Raw genomic sequence first — 14994 nt, 5'->3', positions numbered from 1 at the left:
CGATGGACGACGGTCTGCGTTTCGCAATCCGTGAAGGCGGCCGTACCGTTGGCGCAGGCGTGGTTGCTAAAGTTCTCGGCTAATTGCTGATAACATTTGACGCAATGCGCAATAAAAGGGCATCATTTGATGCCCTTTTTGCACGCTTTCACACCAGAACCTGGCTCATCAGTGATTTTTTGGGTCATAATCATTGCTGAGACAGGCTCTGAAGAGGGCGTTAAGTCCGAAACGCAGCAGAGCATTTCGGTTTGGTCGCCTCGCATTTCATGCGGGGTGAAGTTATTTGTCTGAATTCTTGTGACAGGTTGGTTTATGAGTGCGAATACCGAAGCTCAAGGGAGCGGGCGCGGCCTCGAAGCGATGAAGTGGACAATCGTTGTCGTGCTGCTGGTTGTGGCCATCGTCGGCAACTTCCTTTATCGTGACATTATGCTGGCAGTGCGTGCGCTGGCCGTAGTGATTCTGATCGCTGCAGCAGGCGGTGTCGCGCTGTTAACGACAAAAGGTAAGGCGACAATCGCTTTCGCTCGTGAAGCGAGAACCGAAGTCCGTAAGGTGATCTGGCCGACTCGCCAGGAAACGCTGCATACCACGTTGATTGTTGCCGCGGTGACCGCCGTAATGTCACTGATCCTGTGGGGACTGGATGGTATTCTGGTTCGCCTGGTATCCTTTATCACTGGCCTGAGGTTCTGAGATGTCTGAAGCTCCTAAAAAACGCTGGTACGTCGTTCAGGCGTTTTCTGGTTTTGAAGGTCGCGTAGCTACCTCGTTGCGTGAACATATCAAATTACACAATATGGAAGAGCTGTTTGGCGAAGTCATGGTGCCGACCGAAGAAGTGGTCGAAATCCGCGGCGGCCAGCGTCGTAAAAGCGAACGTAAATTCTTCCCGGGCTACGTGCTGGTCCAGATGGTGATGAACGACGCGAGCTGGCACCTGGTGCGCAGCGTACCGCGTGTGATGGGCTTTATCGGCGGTACTTCTGACCGTCCGGCGCCTATCAGTGACAAAGAAGTCGATGCGATCATGAACCGTCTGCAGCAGGTTGGCGATAAGCCGCGGCCGAAAACGCTGTTTGAGCCGGGTGAAATGGTACGCGTTAGCGACGGCCCATTTGCCGACTTTAACGGCGTGGTTGAAGAAGTGGACTACGAAAAGTCTCGTCTGAAAGTGTCCGTTTCTATCTTCGGTCGTGCGACGCCGGTCGAGCTGGACTTTGCCCAGGTAGAAAAGGCTTAACCGCCGATCAAAAAAGCAACGCTTTAATCGTTGCATGAGGCGCGAAATTGGCATACAATTTCGCGCCTTTTGTTTTTATGGGCCTGATGCCCGTAAAGCGATATTTATCACGGGGAGCCTTTTTTAAGGCGCTACACCCAAACGAGGAAATTTAAATGGCTAAGAAAGTACAAGCCTACGTCAAGCTGCAGGTTGCAGCTGGTATGGCAAACCCGAGTCCGCCGGTTGGTCCAGCACTGGGTCAGCAGGGTGTGAACATCATGGAATTCTGCAAAGCGTTCAACGCAAAAACTGAATCCCTGGAAAAAGGTCTGCCAATCCCGGTTGTTATCACCGTTTACGCTGACCGTTCTTTCACCTTCGTTACCAAAACTCCGCCGGCAGCAGTTCTGCTGAAAAAAGCGGCTGGTATCAAGTCTGGTTCCGGTAAACCGAACAAAGACAAAGTAGGTAAAATTTCCCGCGCTCAGCTGCAGGAAATCGCGCAGACCAAAGCTGCCGACATGACTGGTTCCGACATTGAAGCGATGACTCGCTCCATTGAAGGTACTGCACGTTCCATGGGCCTGGTAGTGGAGGACTAAGAAATGGCTAAACTGACCAAGCGCATGTCCGTGATTCGTGACAAAGTTGATGCGACCAAACAGTACGACATCAACGAAGCCATCTCTCTGCTGAAAGAACTGGCGACTGCTAAGTTCGTTGAAAGCGTTGATGTTGCCGTTAACCTCGGCATTGACGCTCGTAAATCTGACCAGAACGTCCGTGGCGCGACCGTACTGCCGCACGGTACTGGCCGTTCAGTTCGCGTAGCTGTATTTGCCCAGGGCCCGAACGCTGAAGCAGCTAAAGCTGCTGGCGCAGAGCTGGTAGGTATGGAAGATCTGGCTGACCAGATCAAAAAAGGCGAAATGAACTTTGACGTGGTTATTGCTTCTCCGGATGCAATGCGCGTTGTTGGCCAGCTGGGCCAGGTTCTGGGTCCGCGCGGCCTGATGCCAAACCCGAAAGTTGGTACTGTAACTCCGAACGTTGCTGAAGCGGTTAAGAACGCTAAAGCAGGTCAGGTACGTTACCGTAACGACAAAAACGGCATCATCCACACCACCATCGGTAAAGTGGATTTTGACGCTGATAAACTGAAAGAAAACCTGGAAGCTCTGCTGGTTGCGCTGAAAAAAGCGAAACCGACTCAGGCTAAAGGCGTGTACATCAAGAAAATCAGCATCTCCACCACCATGGGTGCTGGCGTTGCCGTTGATCAGGCTGGTCTGAGCGCTTCTGCGAACTAAGATTAGCTTTACGTGGGCGGTGAATTTGTCTACAATCTTACCCCCACGTATTCTGCTTATAGCAGACGTATAGCCGAGATATTCAGGCTGTGGCAAGGCAGTCAACGCCGCCACTGAGTGAATAGCGACGGCTAGACAAGATTTGTTCGTTGGAGTCTGGCCTATCCAGGCCTCCGTCGAAGACCGCAGGTGTTTCGCAAGAAACTTAATCCCCTGCGTAGACGGTGACAGAACGCTAAGATTATTTTTGGATACTCTGGCTTGTTTCTGCTCACCGTATTAAGACGCTCTTCTCTTTGAGTTGAGTGAAGTGAGTTCCGGAGCATGAGCTCTGGCAAACATCCAGGAGCAAAGCTAATGGCTTTAAATCTTCAAGACAAACAAGCGATTGTTGCTGAAGTCAGCGAAGTAGCCAAAGGCGCGCTGTCTGCAGTAGTTGCGGATTCCCGTGGCGTTACTGTAGACAAAATGACTGAACTGCGTAAAGCAGGTCGTGAAGCTGGCGTATACATGCGTGTTGTTCGTAACACCCTGCTGCGCCGCGTCGTTGAAGGTACTCCTTTCGAGTGCCTGAAAGACACGTTTGTTGGTCCGACCCTGATTGCATACTCTATGGAACACCCGGGCGCAGCTGCTCGTCTGTTCAAAGATTTCGCGAAAGCGAATGCAAAATTTGAGGTCAAAGCCGCAGCCTTTGAAGGTGAGCTGATCCCGGCGTCGCAAATCGACCGCCTGGCAACTCTGCCGACCTACGAAGAAGCAATTGCACGCCTGATGGCAACCATGAAAGAAGCTTCGGCTGGCAAACTGGTTCGCACTCTGGCTGCTGTACGCGATGCGAAAGAAGCTGCTTAATCGCAGTTATCTTCATAAAGCATCTGCTTACGTATAAACTTATTCTGATATTCAGGAACAATTTAAATGTCTATCACTAAAGATCAAATCATTGAAGCAGTATCCGCTATGTCCGTAATGGACGTTGTTGAGCTGATCTCTGCAATGGAAGAAAAATTCGGTGTTTCCGCTGCTGCTGCTGTAGCTGTTGCTGCTGGCCCGGCTGCTGACGCTGCTGAAGAAAAAACTGAATTCGACGTAATTCTGAAAGGTATCGGCGCGAACAAAGTTGCCGTTATCAAAGCAGTACGTGGCGCAACTGGCCTGGGTCTGAAAGAAGCTAAAGACCTGGTAGAATCTGCTCCGGCTGCTCTGAAAGAAGGCGTGAGCAAAGATGACGCTGAAGCACTGAAAAAATCTCTGGAAGAAGCTGGCGCTGAAGTTGAAGTTAAATAAGCCAACCTTTCCGGTTGCAGCCTGAGAAATCAGGCTGATGGCTGGTGACTTTTTGGTCACCAGCCTTTTTGCGCTGTAAGGCGCCAGTAGCATTTCACACTGTTTGACTACTGGTTGTCCTGACAATGCTTGTTTCTATAGACGACTTAATATACTGCGACAGGTTAGGGTCCCTGAGCTGTGTAAATCGCAATGAAATGGTTTAAGCGTGATAGAAACAGGTATTGCGGAAAGTGTTCCATTTTCCGGTCAACAAAATAGTGTTGCATAAAAAACTGCCTTATGTGGGCAGATGGGTCGACTTGTCAGCGAGCTGAGGAACCCTATGGTTTACTCCTATACCGAGAAAAAACGTATTCGTAAGGATTTTGGTAAACGTCCGCAGGTTCTGGACATACCTTATCTCCTTTCTATCCAGCTTGACTCGTTTCAGAAGTTCATCGAGCAAGATCCTGAAGGGCAGTATGGTCTGGAAGCAGCTTTCCGTTCCGTATTCCCGATTAAGAGCTACAGCGGTAATTCTGAGCTGCAGTATGTCAGCTACCGTCTGGGCGAACCGGTTTTTGACGTTAAAGAGTGTCAGATCCGTGGCGTGACCTACTCGGCACCGCTGCGCGTTAAACTGCGTCTGGTGATCTACGAGCGCGAAGCGCCGGAAGGCACCGTTAAAGACATTAAAGAACAAGAAGTCTACATGGGCGAAATTCCGCTCATGACCGACAACGGTACCTTTGTTATCAACGGTACCGAGCGCGTTATCGTTTCTCAGCTGCACCGTAGCCCGGGCGTCTTCTTTGACAGTGACAAAGGTAAGACTCACTCTTCCGGTAAGGTTCTGTATAACGCACGTATCATCCCTTACCGTGGCTCCTGGCTGGACTTCGAATTCGACCCGAAAGACAACCTGTTTGTCCGTATCGACCGTCGTCGTAAGCTGCCGGCTACCATCATTCTGCGCGCGCTGAATTACACCACTGAGCAGATCCTTGACCTGTTCTTCGAAAAAGTGGTCTTTGAAATTCGCGACAACAAGCTGCAGATGGAACTGGTACCGGAGCGTCTGCGCGGCGAAACCGCCTCCTTCGATATCGAAGCGAACGGTAAAGTGTACGTTGAGAAAGGACGCCGCATCACTGCGCGTCACATTCGCCAGCTGGAAAAAGACGATATCAAACATATCGAAGTTCCGGTTGAGTACATCGCTGGCAAAGTTGCCTCTAAAGACTATGTTGACGAATCTACTGGCGAGCTGATCTGCCCGGCGAACATGGAGCTGAGCCTGGATCTGCTTGCCAAGCTGAGCCAGTCTGGCCATAAGCGTATCGAAACGCTGTTCACCAACGATCTGGATCACGGTCCGTACATCTCTGAGACTGTACGCGTTGACCCGACCAACGATCGTCTGAGCGCACTGGTAGAAATCTACCGCATGATGCGCCCTGGTGAGCCGCCGACTCGTGAAGCTGCTGAAAGCCTGTTCGAGAACCTGTTCTTCTCCGAAGACCGCTACGATCTGTCCGCGGTTGGTCGTATGAAGTTCAACCGTTCTCTGCTGCGCGACGAAATCGAAGGTTCCGGTATCCTGAGCAAAGAAGACATCATTGAAGTGATGAAGAAGCTCATCGATATCCGTAACGGTAAAGGCGAAGTCGATGATATCGACCACCTTGGCAACCGTCGTATCCGTTCCGTTGGCGAAATGGCGGAAAACCAGTTCCGCGTTGGCCTGGTTCGCGTAGAGCGTGCGGTGAAAGAGCGTCTGTCTCTGGGCGATCTGGATACCCTGATGCCTCAGGATATGATCAACGCCAAGCCGATTTCTGCAGCGGTGAAAGAGTTCTTTGGCTCCAGCCAGCTGTCTCAGTTTATGGACCAGAACAACCCGCTGTCTGAGATTACGCACAAACGTCGTATCTCTGCACTCGGCCCGGGCGGCCTGACCCGCGAACGCGCAGGCTTTGAAGTTCGAGACGTACACCCGACTCACTACGGTCGCGTATGTCCAATCGAAACGCCTGAAGGTCCGAACATCGGTCTGATCAACTCCCTGTCCGTGTACGCACAGACGAACGAATACGGCTTCCTTGAGACTCCGTATCGTAAAGTCACCGACGGCGTTGTGACCGACGAAATTCATTACCTGTCTGCTATCGAAGAAGGTAACTACGTTATTGCTCAGGCGAACTCCAACCTGGATGACGAAGGCCACTTTGTAGAAGATCTGGTTACCTGCCGTAGTAAAGGCGAATCCAGCTTGTTCAGCCGCGACCAGGTTGACTACATGGACGTATCCACCCAGCAGGTGGTTTCCGTCGGTGCGTCCCTGATCCCGTTCCTGGAACACGATGACGCCAACCGTGCATTGATGGGTGCGAACATGCAACGTCAGGCCGTTCCGACCCTGCGCGCTGATAAGCCGCTGGTTGGTACCGGTATGGAACGTGCTGTTGCCGTTGACTCCGGTGTAACTGCGGTGGCTAAACGTGGCGGCCTGGTTCAGTACGTGGATGCGTCCCGTATCGTTATCAAAGTTAACGAAGACGAGATGTACCCGGGCGAAGCAGGTATCGACATCTATAACCTGACCAAGTACACCCGTTCTAACCAGAACACCTGCATCAACCAGATGCCGTGTGTCTCTCTGGGCGAGCCGATTGAGCGCGGTGACGTGCTGGCTGACGGTCCGTCCACCGACCTCGGTGAACTGGCGCTCGGTCAGAACATGCGCGTCGCGTTCATGCCGTGGAACGGTTACAACTTCGAAGACTCCATCCTCGTATCCGAGCGTGTTGTTCAGGAAGACCGTTTTACCACCATCCACATTCAGGAACTGGCGTGCGTGTCCCGCGACACCAAGCTGGGGCCGGAAGAGATCACCGCTGATATCCCGAACGTGGGTGAAGCTGCACTCTCTAAACTGGATGAGTCCGGTATCGTTTATATCGGTGCGGAAGTGACCGGTGGCGATATTCTGGTTGGTAAAGTAACCCCGAAAGGTGAAACCCAGCTGACGCCAGAAGAGAAACTGCTGCGTGCGATCTTCGGTGAGAAAGCGTCTGACGTTAAAGACTCTTCTCTGCGCGTGCCAAACGGTGTCTCCGGTACCATTATCGACGTTCAGGTCTTCACCCGCGACGGCGTAGAAAAAGACAAACGCGCGCTGGAAATCGAAGAGATGCAACTCAAACAGGCGAAGAAAGACCTGTCTGAAGAACTGCAGATCCTCGAAGCTGGCCTGTTTGGTCGTATCTATGCGGTGCTGGTCTCCGGCGGTATCGAAGCTGAGAAGCTCGACAAGCTGCCGCGCGATCGCTGGCTGGAACTCGGCCTGACCGACGAAGAGAAACAAAACCAGCTGGAGCAGCTGGCTGAGCAGTACGACGAACTGAAACACGAGTTCGAGAAAAAACTCGAAGCGAAACGCCGTAAAATCACTCAGGGCGACGATCTGGCACCGGGCGTGCTGAAGATCGTTAAAGTGTATCTGGCCGTTAAACGTCAGATTCAGCCTGGTGACAAAATGGCAGGTCGTCACGGTAACAAGGGTGTTATCTCTAAGATCAACCCGATCGAAGATATGCCTTACGATGAAAACGGCACGCCGGTCGACATCGTACTGAACCCGCTGGGCGTACCGTCTCGTATGAACATCGGTCAGATCCTGGAAACTCACCTGGGTATGGCTGCGAAAGGTATTGGCGAGAAAATCAACGCCATGCTGAAACAGCAGCAGGAAGTCGCCAAACTGCGCGAGTTCATCCAGCGTGCCTACGATCTGGGTACCGACGTTCGTCAGAAGGTTGATCTGAATACCTTCACTGACGAAGAAGTTATGCGTCTCGCTGAAAACCTGAAAAAAGGTATGCCGATCGCAACGCCGGTCTTCGACGGTGCGAAAGAGTCTGAAATCAAGGAGCTGTTACAGCTTGGTGGCCTGCCGACTTCCGGCCAGATCACCCTGTTCGACGGTCGTACCGGTGAGCAATTCGAGCGCCAGGTTACCGTTGGCTACATGTACATGCTGAAACTGAACCACCTGGTTGATGACAAGATGCATGCGCGTTCTACCGGTTCTTACAGCCTGGTTACTCAGCAGCCGCTGGGTGGTAAGGCACAGTTCGGTGGTCAGCGCTTCGGGGAGATGGAAGTGTGGGCGCTGGAAGCATATGGCGCAGCATACACCCTGCAGGAAATGCTCACCGTTAAGTCTGATGACGTGAACGGCCGTACTAAGATGTATAAGAACATCGTGGATGGCAACCATCAGATGGAACCGGGCATGCCGGAATCCTTCAACGTACTGTTGAAAGAGATTCGCTCGCTGGGCATCAACATCGAACTGGAAGACGAGTAACTCTCGCTCAAACAGGTCACTGGTGCCGGGGTAAGACCCGGCGCCAGATTGTGCTAACTCCGACGGGAGCAAATCCGTGAAAGACTTATTAAAGTTTCTGAAAGCGCAAACTAAAACCGAAGAGTTTGATGCGATCAAAATTGCTCTGGCATCGCCAGACATGATCCGTTCATGGTCTTTTGGTGAAGTTAAAAAGCCGGAAACCATTAACTACCGTACGTTCAAACCTGAGCGTGACGGCCTTTTCTGCGCGCGTATTTTCGGGCCAGTAAAAGACTACGAGTGCCTGTGCGGTAAGTACAAGCGCCTGAAACACCGCGGTGTGATCTGTGAGAAGTGCGGCGTTGAAGTGACCCAGACTAAAGTGCGCCGTGAGCGTATGGGCCACATCGAGCTGGCGTCTCCGACCGCTCATATCTGGTTCCTGAAGTCTCTGCCGTCCCGTATCGGCCTGCTTCTCGATATGCCGTTGCGCGATATCGAACGCGTGCTGTACTTCGAATCCTATGTGGTTATCGAAGGCGGTATGACCAACCTGGAACGCCAGCAGATCCTGACTGAAGAACAGTATCTGGACGCGCTGGAAGAGTTCGGTGACGAATTTGACGCGAAGATGGGTGCGGAAGCTATCCAGGCCCTGCTGAAGAGCATGGATCTGGAGCAAGAGTGTGAAACTCTGCGCGAAGAGCTGAACGAAACCAACTCCGAAACCAAGCGTAAGAAGCTGACCAAGCGTATCAAACTGCTGGAAGCGTTCGTACAGTCTGGCAACAAGCCGGAGTGGATGATCCTGACCGTTCTGCCGGTACTGCCGCCAGATCTGCGTCCGCTGGTTCCGCTGGATGGTGGTCGTTTTGCGACTTCTGACCTGAACGATCTGTATCGTCGCGTCATTAACCGTAACAACCGTCTGAAACGTCTGCTGGATCTGGCTGCGCCGGACATCATCGTACGCAACGAAAAACGTATGCTGCAGGAAGCGGTTGACGCCCTGCTGGATAACGGTCGTCGCGGTCGTGCGATCACCGGTTCGAACAAACGTCCTCTGAAATCTTTGGCCGATATGATCAAAGGTAAGCAGGGTCGTTTCCGTCAGAACCTGCTCGGTAAGCGTGTTGACTACTCCGGTCGTTCTGTAATCACCGTAGGTCCATACCTGCGTCTGCATCAGTGCGGTCTGCCGAAGAAAATGGCGCTGGAGCTGTTCAAACCGTTTATTTACGGCAAGCTGGAGCTGCGTGGCCTGGCCACCACCATCAAAGCCGCTAAGAAAATGGTTGAGCGCGAAGAAGCTGTCGTTTGGGATATCCTGGACGAAGTCATCCGCGAACACCCGGTACTGCTGAACCGTGCACCAACCCTGCACCGTCTGGGTATCCAGGCATTTGAACCAGTGCTGATCGAAGGTAAAGCTATCCAGCTGCACCCGCTGGTTTGTGCGGCATACAACGCCGACTTCGATGGTGACCAGATGGCTGTTCACGTACCGCTGACGCTGGAAGCCCAGCTCGAAGCGCGTGCGCTGATGATGTCTACTAACAACATCCTGTCTCCAGCGAACGGTGAGCCTATCATCGTTCCGTCTCAGGACGTTGTACTGGGTCTGTACTACATGACCCGTGACTGTGTTAACGCCAAAGGCGAAGGCATGGTGCTGACTGGCCCGAAAGAAGCTGAGCGTATTTATCGCGCTGGCCTGGCCTCTCTGCATGCGCGCGTTAAAGTGCGTATCACCGAATACGAAAAAGATGAAAACGGCGAATTCGTTGCGAAAACCAGCCTGAAAGATACGACCGTTGGTCGCGCCATTCTGTGGATGATCGTACCGAAAGGTCTGCCTTTCTCCATCGTCAACCAGGCGCTGGGTAAGAAGGCTATCTCTAAGATGCTGAACACCTGCTACCGTATTCTGGGCCTGAAACCGACCGTTATTTTTGCGGACCAGACGATGTACACCGGCTTTGCTTATGCAGCGCGTTCAGGTGCATCCGTTGGTATCGATGACATGGTCATCCCGGAGAAAAAATACGAAATCATCAGCGAAGCGGAAGCGGAAGTTGCTGAGATTCAGGAGCAGTTCCAGTCGGGTCTGGTGACCGCTGGCGAACGCTATAACAAAGTTATCGATATCTGGGCTGCGGCCAACGATCGTGTATCCAAAGCGATGATGGACAACCTGCAAACCGAAACCGTTATTAACCGTAACGGCGAAGAAGAGCAGCAGGTTTCCTTCAACAGCATCTACATGATGGCCGACTCCGGTGCGCGTGGTTCTGCTGCACAGATTCGTCAGCTTGCCGGTATGCGTGGTCTGATGGCGAAGCCGGATGGCTCGATCATCGAAACGCCAATCACCGCGAACTTCCGTGAAGGTCTGAACGTACTCCAGTACTTCATCTCCACGCACGGTGCGCGTAAAGGTCTGGCGGATACCGCACTGAAAACAGCGAACTCCGGTTACCTGACCCGTCGTCTGGTTGACGTTGCACAGGACCTGGTCGTTACTGAAGACGACTGTGGCACCCTGGAAGGCATCACCATGACCCCGGTTATCGAGGGTGGCGATGTTAAAGAGCCGCTGCGCGATCGCGTACTGGGTCGTGTGACCGCTGAAGACGTTCTGAAGCCGGGTACGGCGGACATTCTGGTTCCACGCAACACGCTGCTTCATGAGCACTGGTGCGATCTGCTGGAAGAGAACTCCGTTGACTCCGTCAAAGTGCGTTCCGTTGTATCCTGTGACACCGACTTTGGTGTATGTGCGCACTGCTACGGTCGTGACCTGGCGCGTGGCCACATCATCAACAAAGGTGAGGCTATCGGCGTTATCGCGGCACAGTCCATCGGTGAGCCGGGTACACAGCTGACGATGCGTACGTTCCACATCGGTGGTGCGGCATCTCGTGCGGCTGCTGAGTCCAGCATCCAGGTGAAAAACAAAGGTAGCATCCGTCTGAGCAATGCGAAGTCGGTTGTGAACTCCAGCGGTAAGCTGGTTATTACGTCCCGTAATACCGAGCTGAAACTGATCGACGAATTTGGTCGTACCAAAGAGAGCTATAAAGTGCCTTACGGCTCCGTTATGGCGAAAGGTGATGGTGAGCAGGTTGCCGGCGGTGAAACCGTAGCAAACTGGGATCCGCACACCATGCCGGTTATCACCGAAGTGAGCGGTTTCGTCCGCTTCACTGACATGATTGACGGCCAGACCATTACTCGTCAGACCGACGAGCTGACCGGCCTGTCTTCTCTGGTGGTTCTGGATTCTGCAGAGCGTACCACTGGCGGTAAAGACCTGCGTCCGGCGCTGAAAATCGTTGATGCTCAGGGTAATGATGTTCTGATCCCTGGCACCGATATGCCTGCGCAGTACTTCCTGCCGGGTAAAGCGATTGTTCAGCTGGAAGATGGCGTACAGATCAGTTCTGGTGACACCCTGGCGCGTGTACCGCAGGAATCCGGCGGTACCAAGGACATCACCGGTGGTCTGCCGCGCGTTGCCGACCTGTTCGAAGCGCGTCGTCCGAAAGAGCCGGCAATCCTGGCTGAAATCAGCGGCATCATTTCCTTCGGTAAAGAAACCAAAGGGAAACGTCGTCTGGTTATCACCCCGGTAGACGGTAGCGATCCGTACGAAGAGATGATTCCTAAATGGCGTCAGCTCAACGTGTTCGAAGGTGAACGCGTAGAACGTGGTGATGTAGTTTCCGACGGTCCGGAAGCACCGCACGACATTCTGCGTCTGCGTGGCGTACATGCTGTGACTCGTTATATTGTTAACGAAGTCCAGGACGTATACCGTCTGCAGGGCGTTAAGATTAACGATAAGCACATTGAAGTTATCGTTCGTCAGATGCTGCGTAAAGCGACCATCGAAAGCGCCGGTAGCTCCGACTTCCTGGAAGGCGAACAGGTTGAATACTCTCGCGTCAAGATCGCTAACCGCGAGCTGGAAGCGAACGGCAAAGTGGGTGCAACGTTCTCCCGCGATCTGCTGGGTATCACCAAAGCGTCCCTGGCAACCGAATCGTTCATCTCTGCCGCATCGTTCCAGGAGACCACGCGTGTCCTGACCGAAGCAGCCGTTGCGGGTAAACGCGACGAACTGCGTGGCCTGAAAGAGAACGTTATCGTGGGTCGTCTGATCCCGGCCGGTACCGGTTATGCCTACCACCAGGATCGTATGCGCCGCCGCGCAGCCGGCGAGCTGCCAGCAGCGCCGCAGGTCAGCGTGGAAGAAGCTTCTGCTAACCTGGCAGAGCTGCTGAACGCGGGTCTGGGCGGTTCCGACAACGATTAATCGTTGATTCGCTAAGCGCTTAAAAGCCAGTCAGATCATCTGACTGGCTTTTTTATTGCCTGTCCGTTGCTGCTATTATTTATTCGTTATACTTTTTAATTACATTTAATTAATGTAATCGCTGCAATTAATTAGCAAATAAACTCCCCCTTCAAGATTATTTATTTCTGTTTCAGATTTTCATCATCAATCAATGGGTAAAAATCCTACACGTATCAAAAAATACGCGCCGCAAACGCTATATAGTCAAAAAGCTCAAATAATCATGTGATTACTTTTCCCTCATCTTTTCGGTTCTGCGCAACTGAGGGGATCGCTGTATCTGGCGAAAGGGGGCGGGGAAGATGAGTAAATAAAAAACAAAGCGGAAAAGTATTGTCGCTATTTAAAAGATAGCGTCTGGGGGAAGCATGGAATTTGCTATTCAACTTATCATTATCTTAATTTGTTTGTTCTATGGCGCGAGAAAGGGCGGTATTGCGCTCGGCCTTTTAGGCGGCATTGGTCTGGTTATTTTAGTGTTTGTCTTTCATCTTAAGCCGGGAAAACCCCCTGTAGACGTCATGCTGGTGATCATTGCGGTGGTGGCCGCCTCAGCGACGCTGCAGGCTTCCGGCGGTTTAGACGTTATGCTGCAGATTGCGGAGAAACTGCTGCGGCGCAACCCGAAATACGTTTCAATCGTGGCGCCATTCGTCACCTGCACGTTGACCATTCTTTGCGGAACCGGGCACGTGGTATATACCATTCTGCCAATTATTTATGATGTTGCGATTAAAAATAATATTCGCCCGGAACGACCGATGGCCGCGAGTTCGATCGGCGCGCAGATGGGGATTATCGCCAGCCCGGTTTCGGTGGCAGTCGTCTCGCTGGTGGCGATGCTCGGCAATTTCACCTTTAACGGTAAGCACCTTGAGTTTCTCGATCTGCTGGCGATCACTATTCCGTCAACGCTGCTGGGGATTCTGGCCATTGGTATCTTCAGCTGGTTTCGCGGTAAAGACCTCGATAAAGACGAAGCCTTTCAGGCTTTTATTGCGGTGCCGGAAAACCGCCATTACGTTTATGGTGATACGGCCACGCTGCTCGATAAGAAGCTGCCGACCAGTAACTGGATTGCGATGTGGATTTTTCTGGCCTCAATAGCCGTTGTCGCCCTGCTCGGCGCCTTCTCCGAGCTGCGTCCGGCATTTGATGACAAGCCGCTGTCGATGGTGCTGGTGATCCAAATGTTTATGCTGCTTTCCGGGGCGCTCATCATCATCATTACCAAAACCAATCCCGCTTCGATTTCCAAAAATGAGGTGTTCCGTTCCGGGATGATCGCCATTGTCGCGGTGTACGGTATCGCGTGGATGGCGGAGACGATGTTTGGCGCGCATATGACCGAGATTAAAGGCGTGCTCGGGGAGATGGTGAAGGAGTATCCGTGGGCTTACGCTATCGTACTGCTGCTGGTGTCGAAGTTTGTTAACTCACAGGCGGCTGCGCTGGCGGCGATCGTTCCGGTGGCGTTGGCGATTGGCGTCGATCCGGCTTACATCGTTGCTTCCGCACCTGCCTGCTACGGGTATTACATTCTGCCGACCTACCCAAGCGATCTGGCGGCGATTCAATTCGACCGCTCTGGTACAACGCATATCGGCCGCTTTGTGATTAACCATAGCTTTATTCTGCCAGGGCTCATTGGCGTTAGCGTCTCTTGCGTCTTTGGTTGGGTATTTGCGGCGATGTATGGATTTCTGTAAGAGAGGACAGGCGCCGTTAGCGGCGCCTGTTAAATAGTTGGGGTTATTGCGCGAGCGGAATTCGGCGATAGAGCTCAATCATATCGGTTGCCAGATCCTGAATGACCATCGCGTTCATCAGGTGGTCCTGGGAATGAACGGTAATCAGGTTAACCGGAAGCTTGCCGCTGCCTTCATCCATGCCGATCAGCTGGGTCTGGATTTTATGCGCATGTTTGACAAATTCGTGAGATTCCGCCATCGCCTGTTCGGCCGCAGCAAAATCGCCTTTACGCGCCAGCTGCAGAGCGGTTAAGGCAGAGCTACGCGCTGAACCGGCGTTAACCAGAAGCTCCATGATGATCGTTTCTAAGTCTTCCATCTCTTACTCCATCAGCTTCAGGGCTTTATCAAGCACGGCTTCGCCTTTCATCATGCCGTAATCCATCATATCGATGACGGCAACTTTTTTACCAAACGGGTCGGCCATAGCCTGTAGCTTAGCCTGCTCATACTTCACCTGGGGGCCGAGCAGGATAATATCGGCAGCGGCAAGGTTATCTTTAAACTCGGCAACCGGTACGGCTTTGATGGAGACTTCCACACCTTTTTGTTGCGCAGCAGCCTGCATACGTTGAACCAGCATGCTGGTAGACATACCTGCGGCGCAGCATAAAACGATATTCTTCATAATTGTTGGCCCTTATGTTCCTTGATGTACCATCTTTATCGCGGGCAGGCGGGCGGGACAACCGCTTTACGGTGATTGTGTGTAAGTCATC

Annotated in this window: 12 protein-coding genes; 10 read left to right on the top strand and 2 right to left on the bottom strand. The window is 52.6% G+C overall.

The features are described 5' to 3' along the window. The 10 genes from ABLV12_RS24595 to dcuB form a co-directional block, all read left to right on the top strand. A partial coding sequence (locus ABLV12_RS24595; RefSeq protein ID WP_000340867.1) for a hypothetical protein occupies positions 1 to 83 on the top strand: 83 nt, incomplete at its 5' end. Between the two features lie 232 nt (positions 84 to 315). Beyond that, positions 316 to 699: a preprotein translocase subunit SecE gene (gene secE / locus ABLV12_RS24590; protein ID WP_064399098.1), complete on the top strand. Its 384-nt coding sequence runs from the start codon at positions 316 to 318 to the stop codon at positions 697 to 699. Between the two features lies 1 nt (position 700). After that, positions 701 to 1246, top strand: a complete 546-nt coding sequence (gene nusG / locus ABLV12_RS24585; protein WP_002438628.1) for a transcription termination/antitermination protein NusG — start codon at positions 701 to 703, stop codon at positions 1244 to 1246. Positions 1247 to 1401: 155 nt separating this feature from the next. Next, positions 1402 to 1830: a 50S ribosomal protein L11 gene (gene rplK, locus ABLV12_RS24580; protein WP_004097640.1), complete on the top strand. Its 429-nt coding sequence runs from the start codon at positions 1402 to 1404 to the stop codon at positions 1828 to 1830. Between the two features lie 3 nt (positions 1831 to 1833). Then, on the top strand, positions 1834 to 2538 hold the full coding sequence (gene rplA / locus ABLV12_RS24575) for a 50S ribosomal protein L1 (RefSeq protein WP_004097642.1): 705 nt from the start codon (positions 1834 to 1836) through the stop codon (positions 2536 to 2538). A gap of 357 nt (positions 2539 to 2895) precedes the next feature. Beyond that, a complete protein-coding gene (gene rplJ, locus ABLV12_RS24570) occupies positions 2896 to 3393 on the top strand; it encodes a 50S ribosomal protein L10 (protein ID WP_004109731.1) in 498 nt (165 codons plus the stop codon). Positions 3394 to 3459: 66 nt separating this feature from the next. Further along, positions 3460 to 3828, top strand: a complete 369-nt coding sequence (gene rplL, locus ABLV12_RS24565; RefSeq protein ID WP_004109728.1) for a 50S ribosomal protein L7/L12 — start codon at positions 3460 to 3462, stop codon at positions 3826 to 3828. A 325-nt stretch (positions 3829 to 4153) separates the two neighbouring features. Beyond that, positions 4154 to 8182: a DNA-directed RNA polymerase subunit beta gene (gene rpoB / locus ABLV12_RS24560; RefSeq protein WP_004109725.1), complete on the top strand. Its 4029-nt coding sequence runs from the start codon at positions 4154 to 4156 to the stop codon at positions 8180 to 8182. 76 nt (positions 8183 to 8258) lie between these two features. Continuing rightward, a complete protein-coding gene (rpoC, locus tag ABLV12_RS24555; RefSeq protein WP_004109722.1) occupies positions 8259 to 12482 on the top strand; it encodes a DNA-directed RNA polymerase subunit beta' in 4224 nt (1407 codons plus the stop codon). 410 nt (positions 12483 to 12892) lie between these two features. Beyond that, the gene (gene dcuB / locus ABLV12_RS24550; RefSeq protein WP_004117097.1) at positions 12893 to 14233 is read left to right on the top strand and encodes an anaerobic C4-dicarboxylate transporter DcuB; all 1341 of its coding nucleotides are present in this window, start codon (positions 12893 to 12895) and stop codon (positions 14231 to 14233) included. Between the two features lie 43 nt (positions 14234 to 14276). Here dcuB and ABLV12_RS24545 read toward each other — a convergent pair whose 3' ends face one another. Beyond that, entirely contained in the window at positions 14277 to 14594 is a 318-nt protein-coding gene (locus tag ABLV12_RS24545) for a PTS lactose/cellobiose transporter subunit IIA (protein ID WP_004097651.1), read from the bottom strand. Positions 14595 to 14597: 3 nt separating this feature from the next. Continuing rightward, complete coding sequence (locus ABLV12_RS24540) at positions 14598 to 14903, bottom strand: PTS sugar transporter subunit IIB (protein WP_004109717.1); 306 nt, start codon at positions 14901 to 14903, stop codon at positions 14598 to 14600. Positions 14904 to 14994: the final 91 nt, after the last annotated feature.

This window comes from Klebsiella sp. CN_Kp100, from assembly GCF_040065315.1.
GTDB lineage: Bacteria > Pseudomonadota > Gammaproteobacteria > Enterobacterales > Enterobacteriaceae > Klebsiella > Klebsiella oxytoca.
Note: the sequence above shows the minus strand (reverse complement) of the source record. Positions and strands in the feature narration are given on the sequence as shown.

Coding starts and splice junctions, on each gene's coding strand:
- rplJ (WP_004109731.1), top strand. CDS start 2,896: ATGGCTTTAAATCTTCAAGACAAACAAGCGATTGTTGCTGAAGTCAGC.
- ABLV12_RS24540 (WP_004109717.1), bottom strand. CDS start 14,903: ATGAAGAATATCGTTTTATGCTGCGCCGCAGGTATGTCTACCAGCATG.
- rplK (WP_004097640.1), top strand. CDS start 1,402: ATGGCTAAGAAAGTACAAGCCTACGTCAAGCTGCAGGTTGCAGCTGGT.
- nusG (WP_002438628.1), top strand. CDS start 701: ATGTCTGAAGCTCCTAAAAAACGCTGGTACGTCGTTCAGGCGTTTTCT.
- rplA (WP_004097642.1), top strand. CDS start 1,834: ATGGCTAAACTGACCAAGCGCATGTCCGTGATTCGTGACAAAGTTGAT.
- ABLV12_RS24545 (WP_004097651.1), bottom strand. CDS start 14,594: ATGGAAGACTTAGAAACGATCATCATGGAGCTTCTGGTTAACGCCGGT.
- rplL (WP_004109728.1), top strand. CDS start 3,460: ATGTCTATCACTAAAGATCAAATCATTGAAGCAGTATCCGCTATGTCC.
- rpoB (WP_004109725.1), top strand. CDS start 4,154: ATGGTTTACTCCTATACCGAGAAAAAACGTATTCGTAAGGATTTTGGT.
- secE (WP_064399098.1), top strand. CDS start 316: ATGAGTGCGAATACCGAAGCTCAAGGGAGCGGGCGCGGCCTCGAAGCG.
- dcuB (WP_004117097.1), top strand. CDS start 12,893: ATGGAATTTGCTATTCAACTTATCATTATCTTAATTTGTTTGTTCTAT.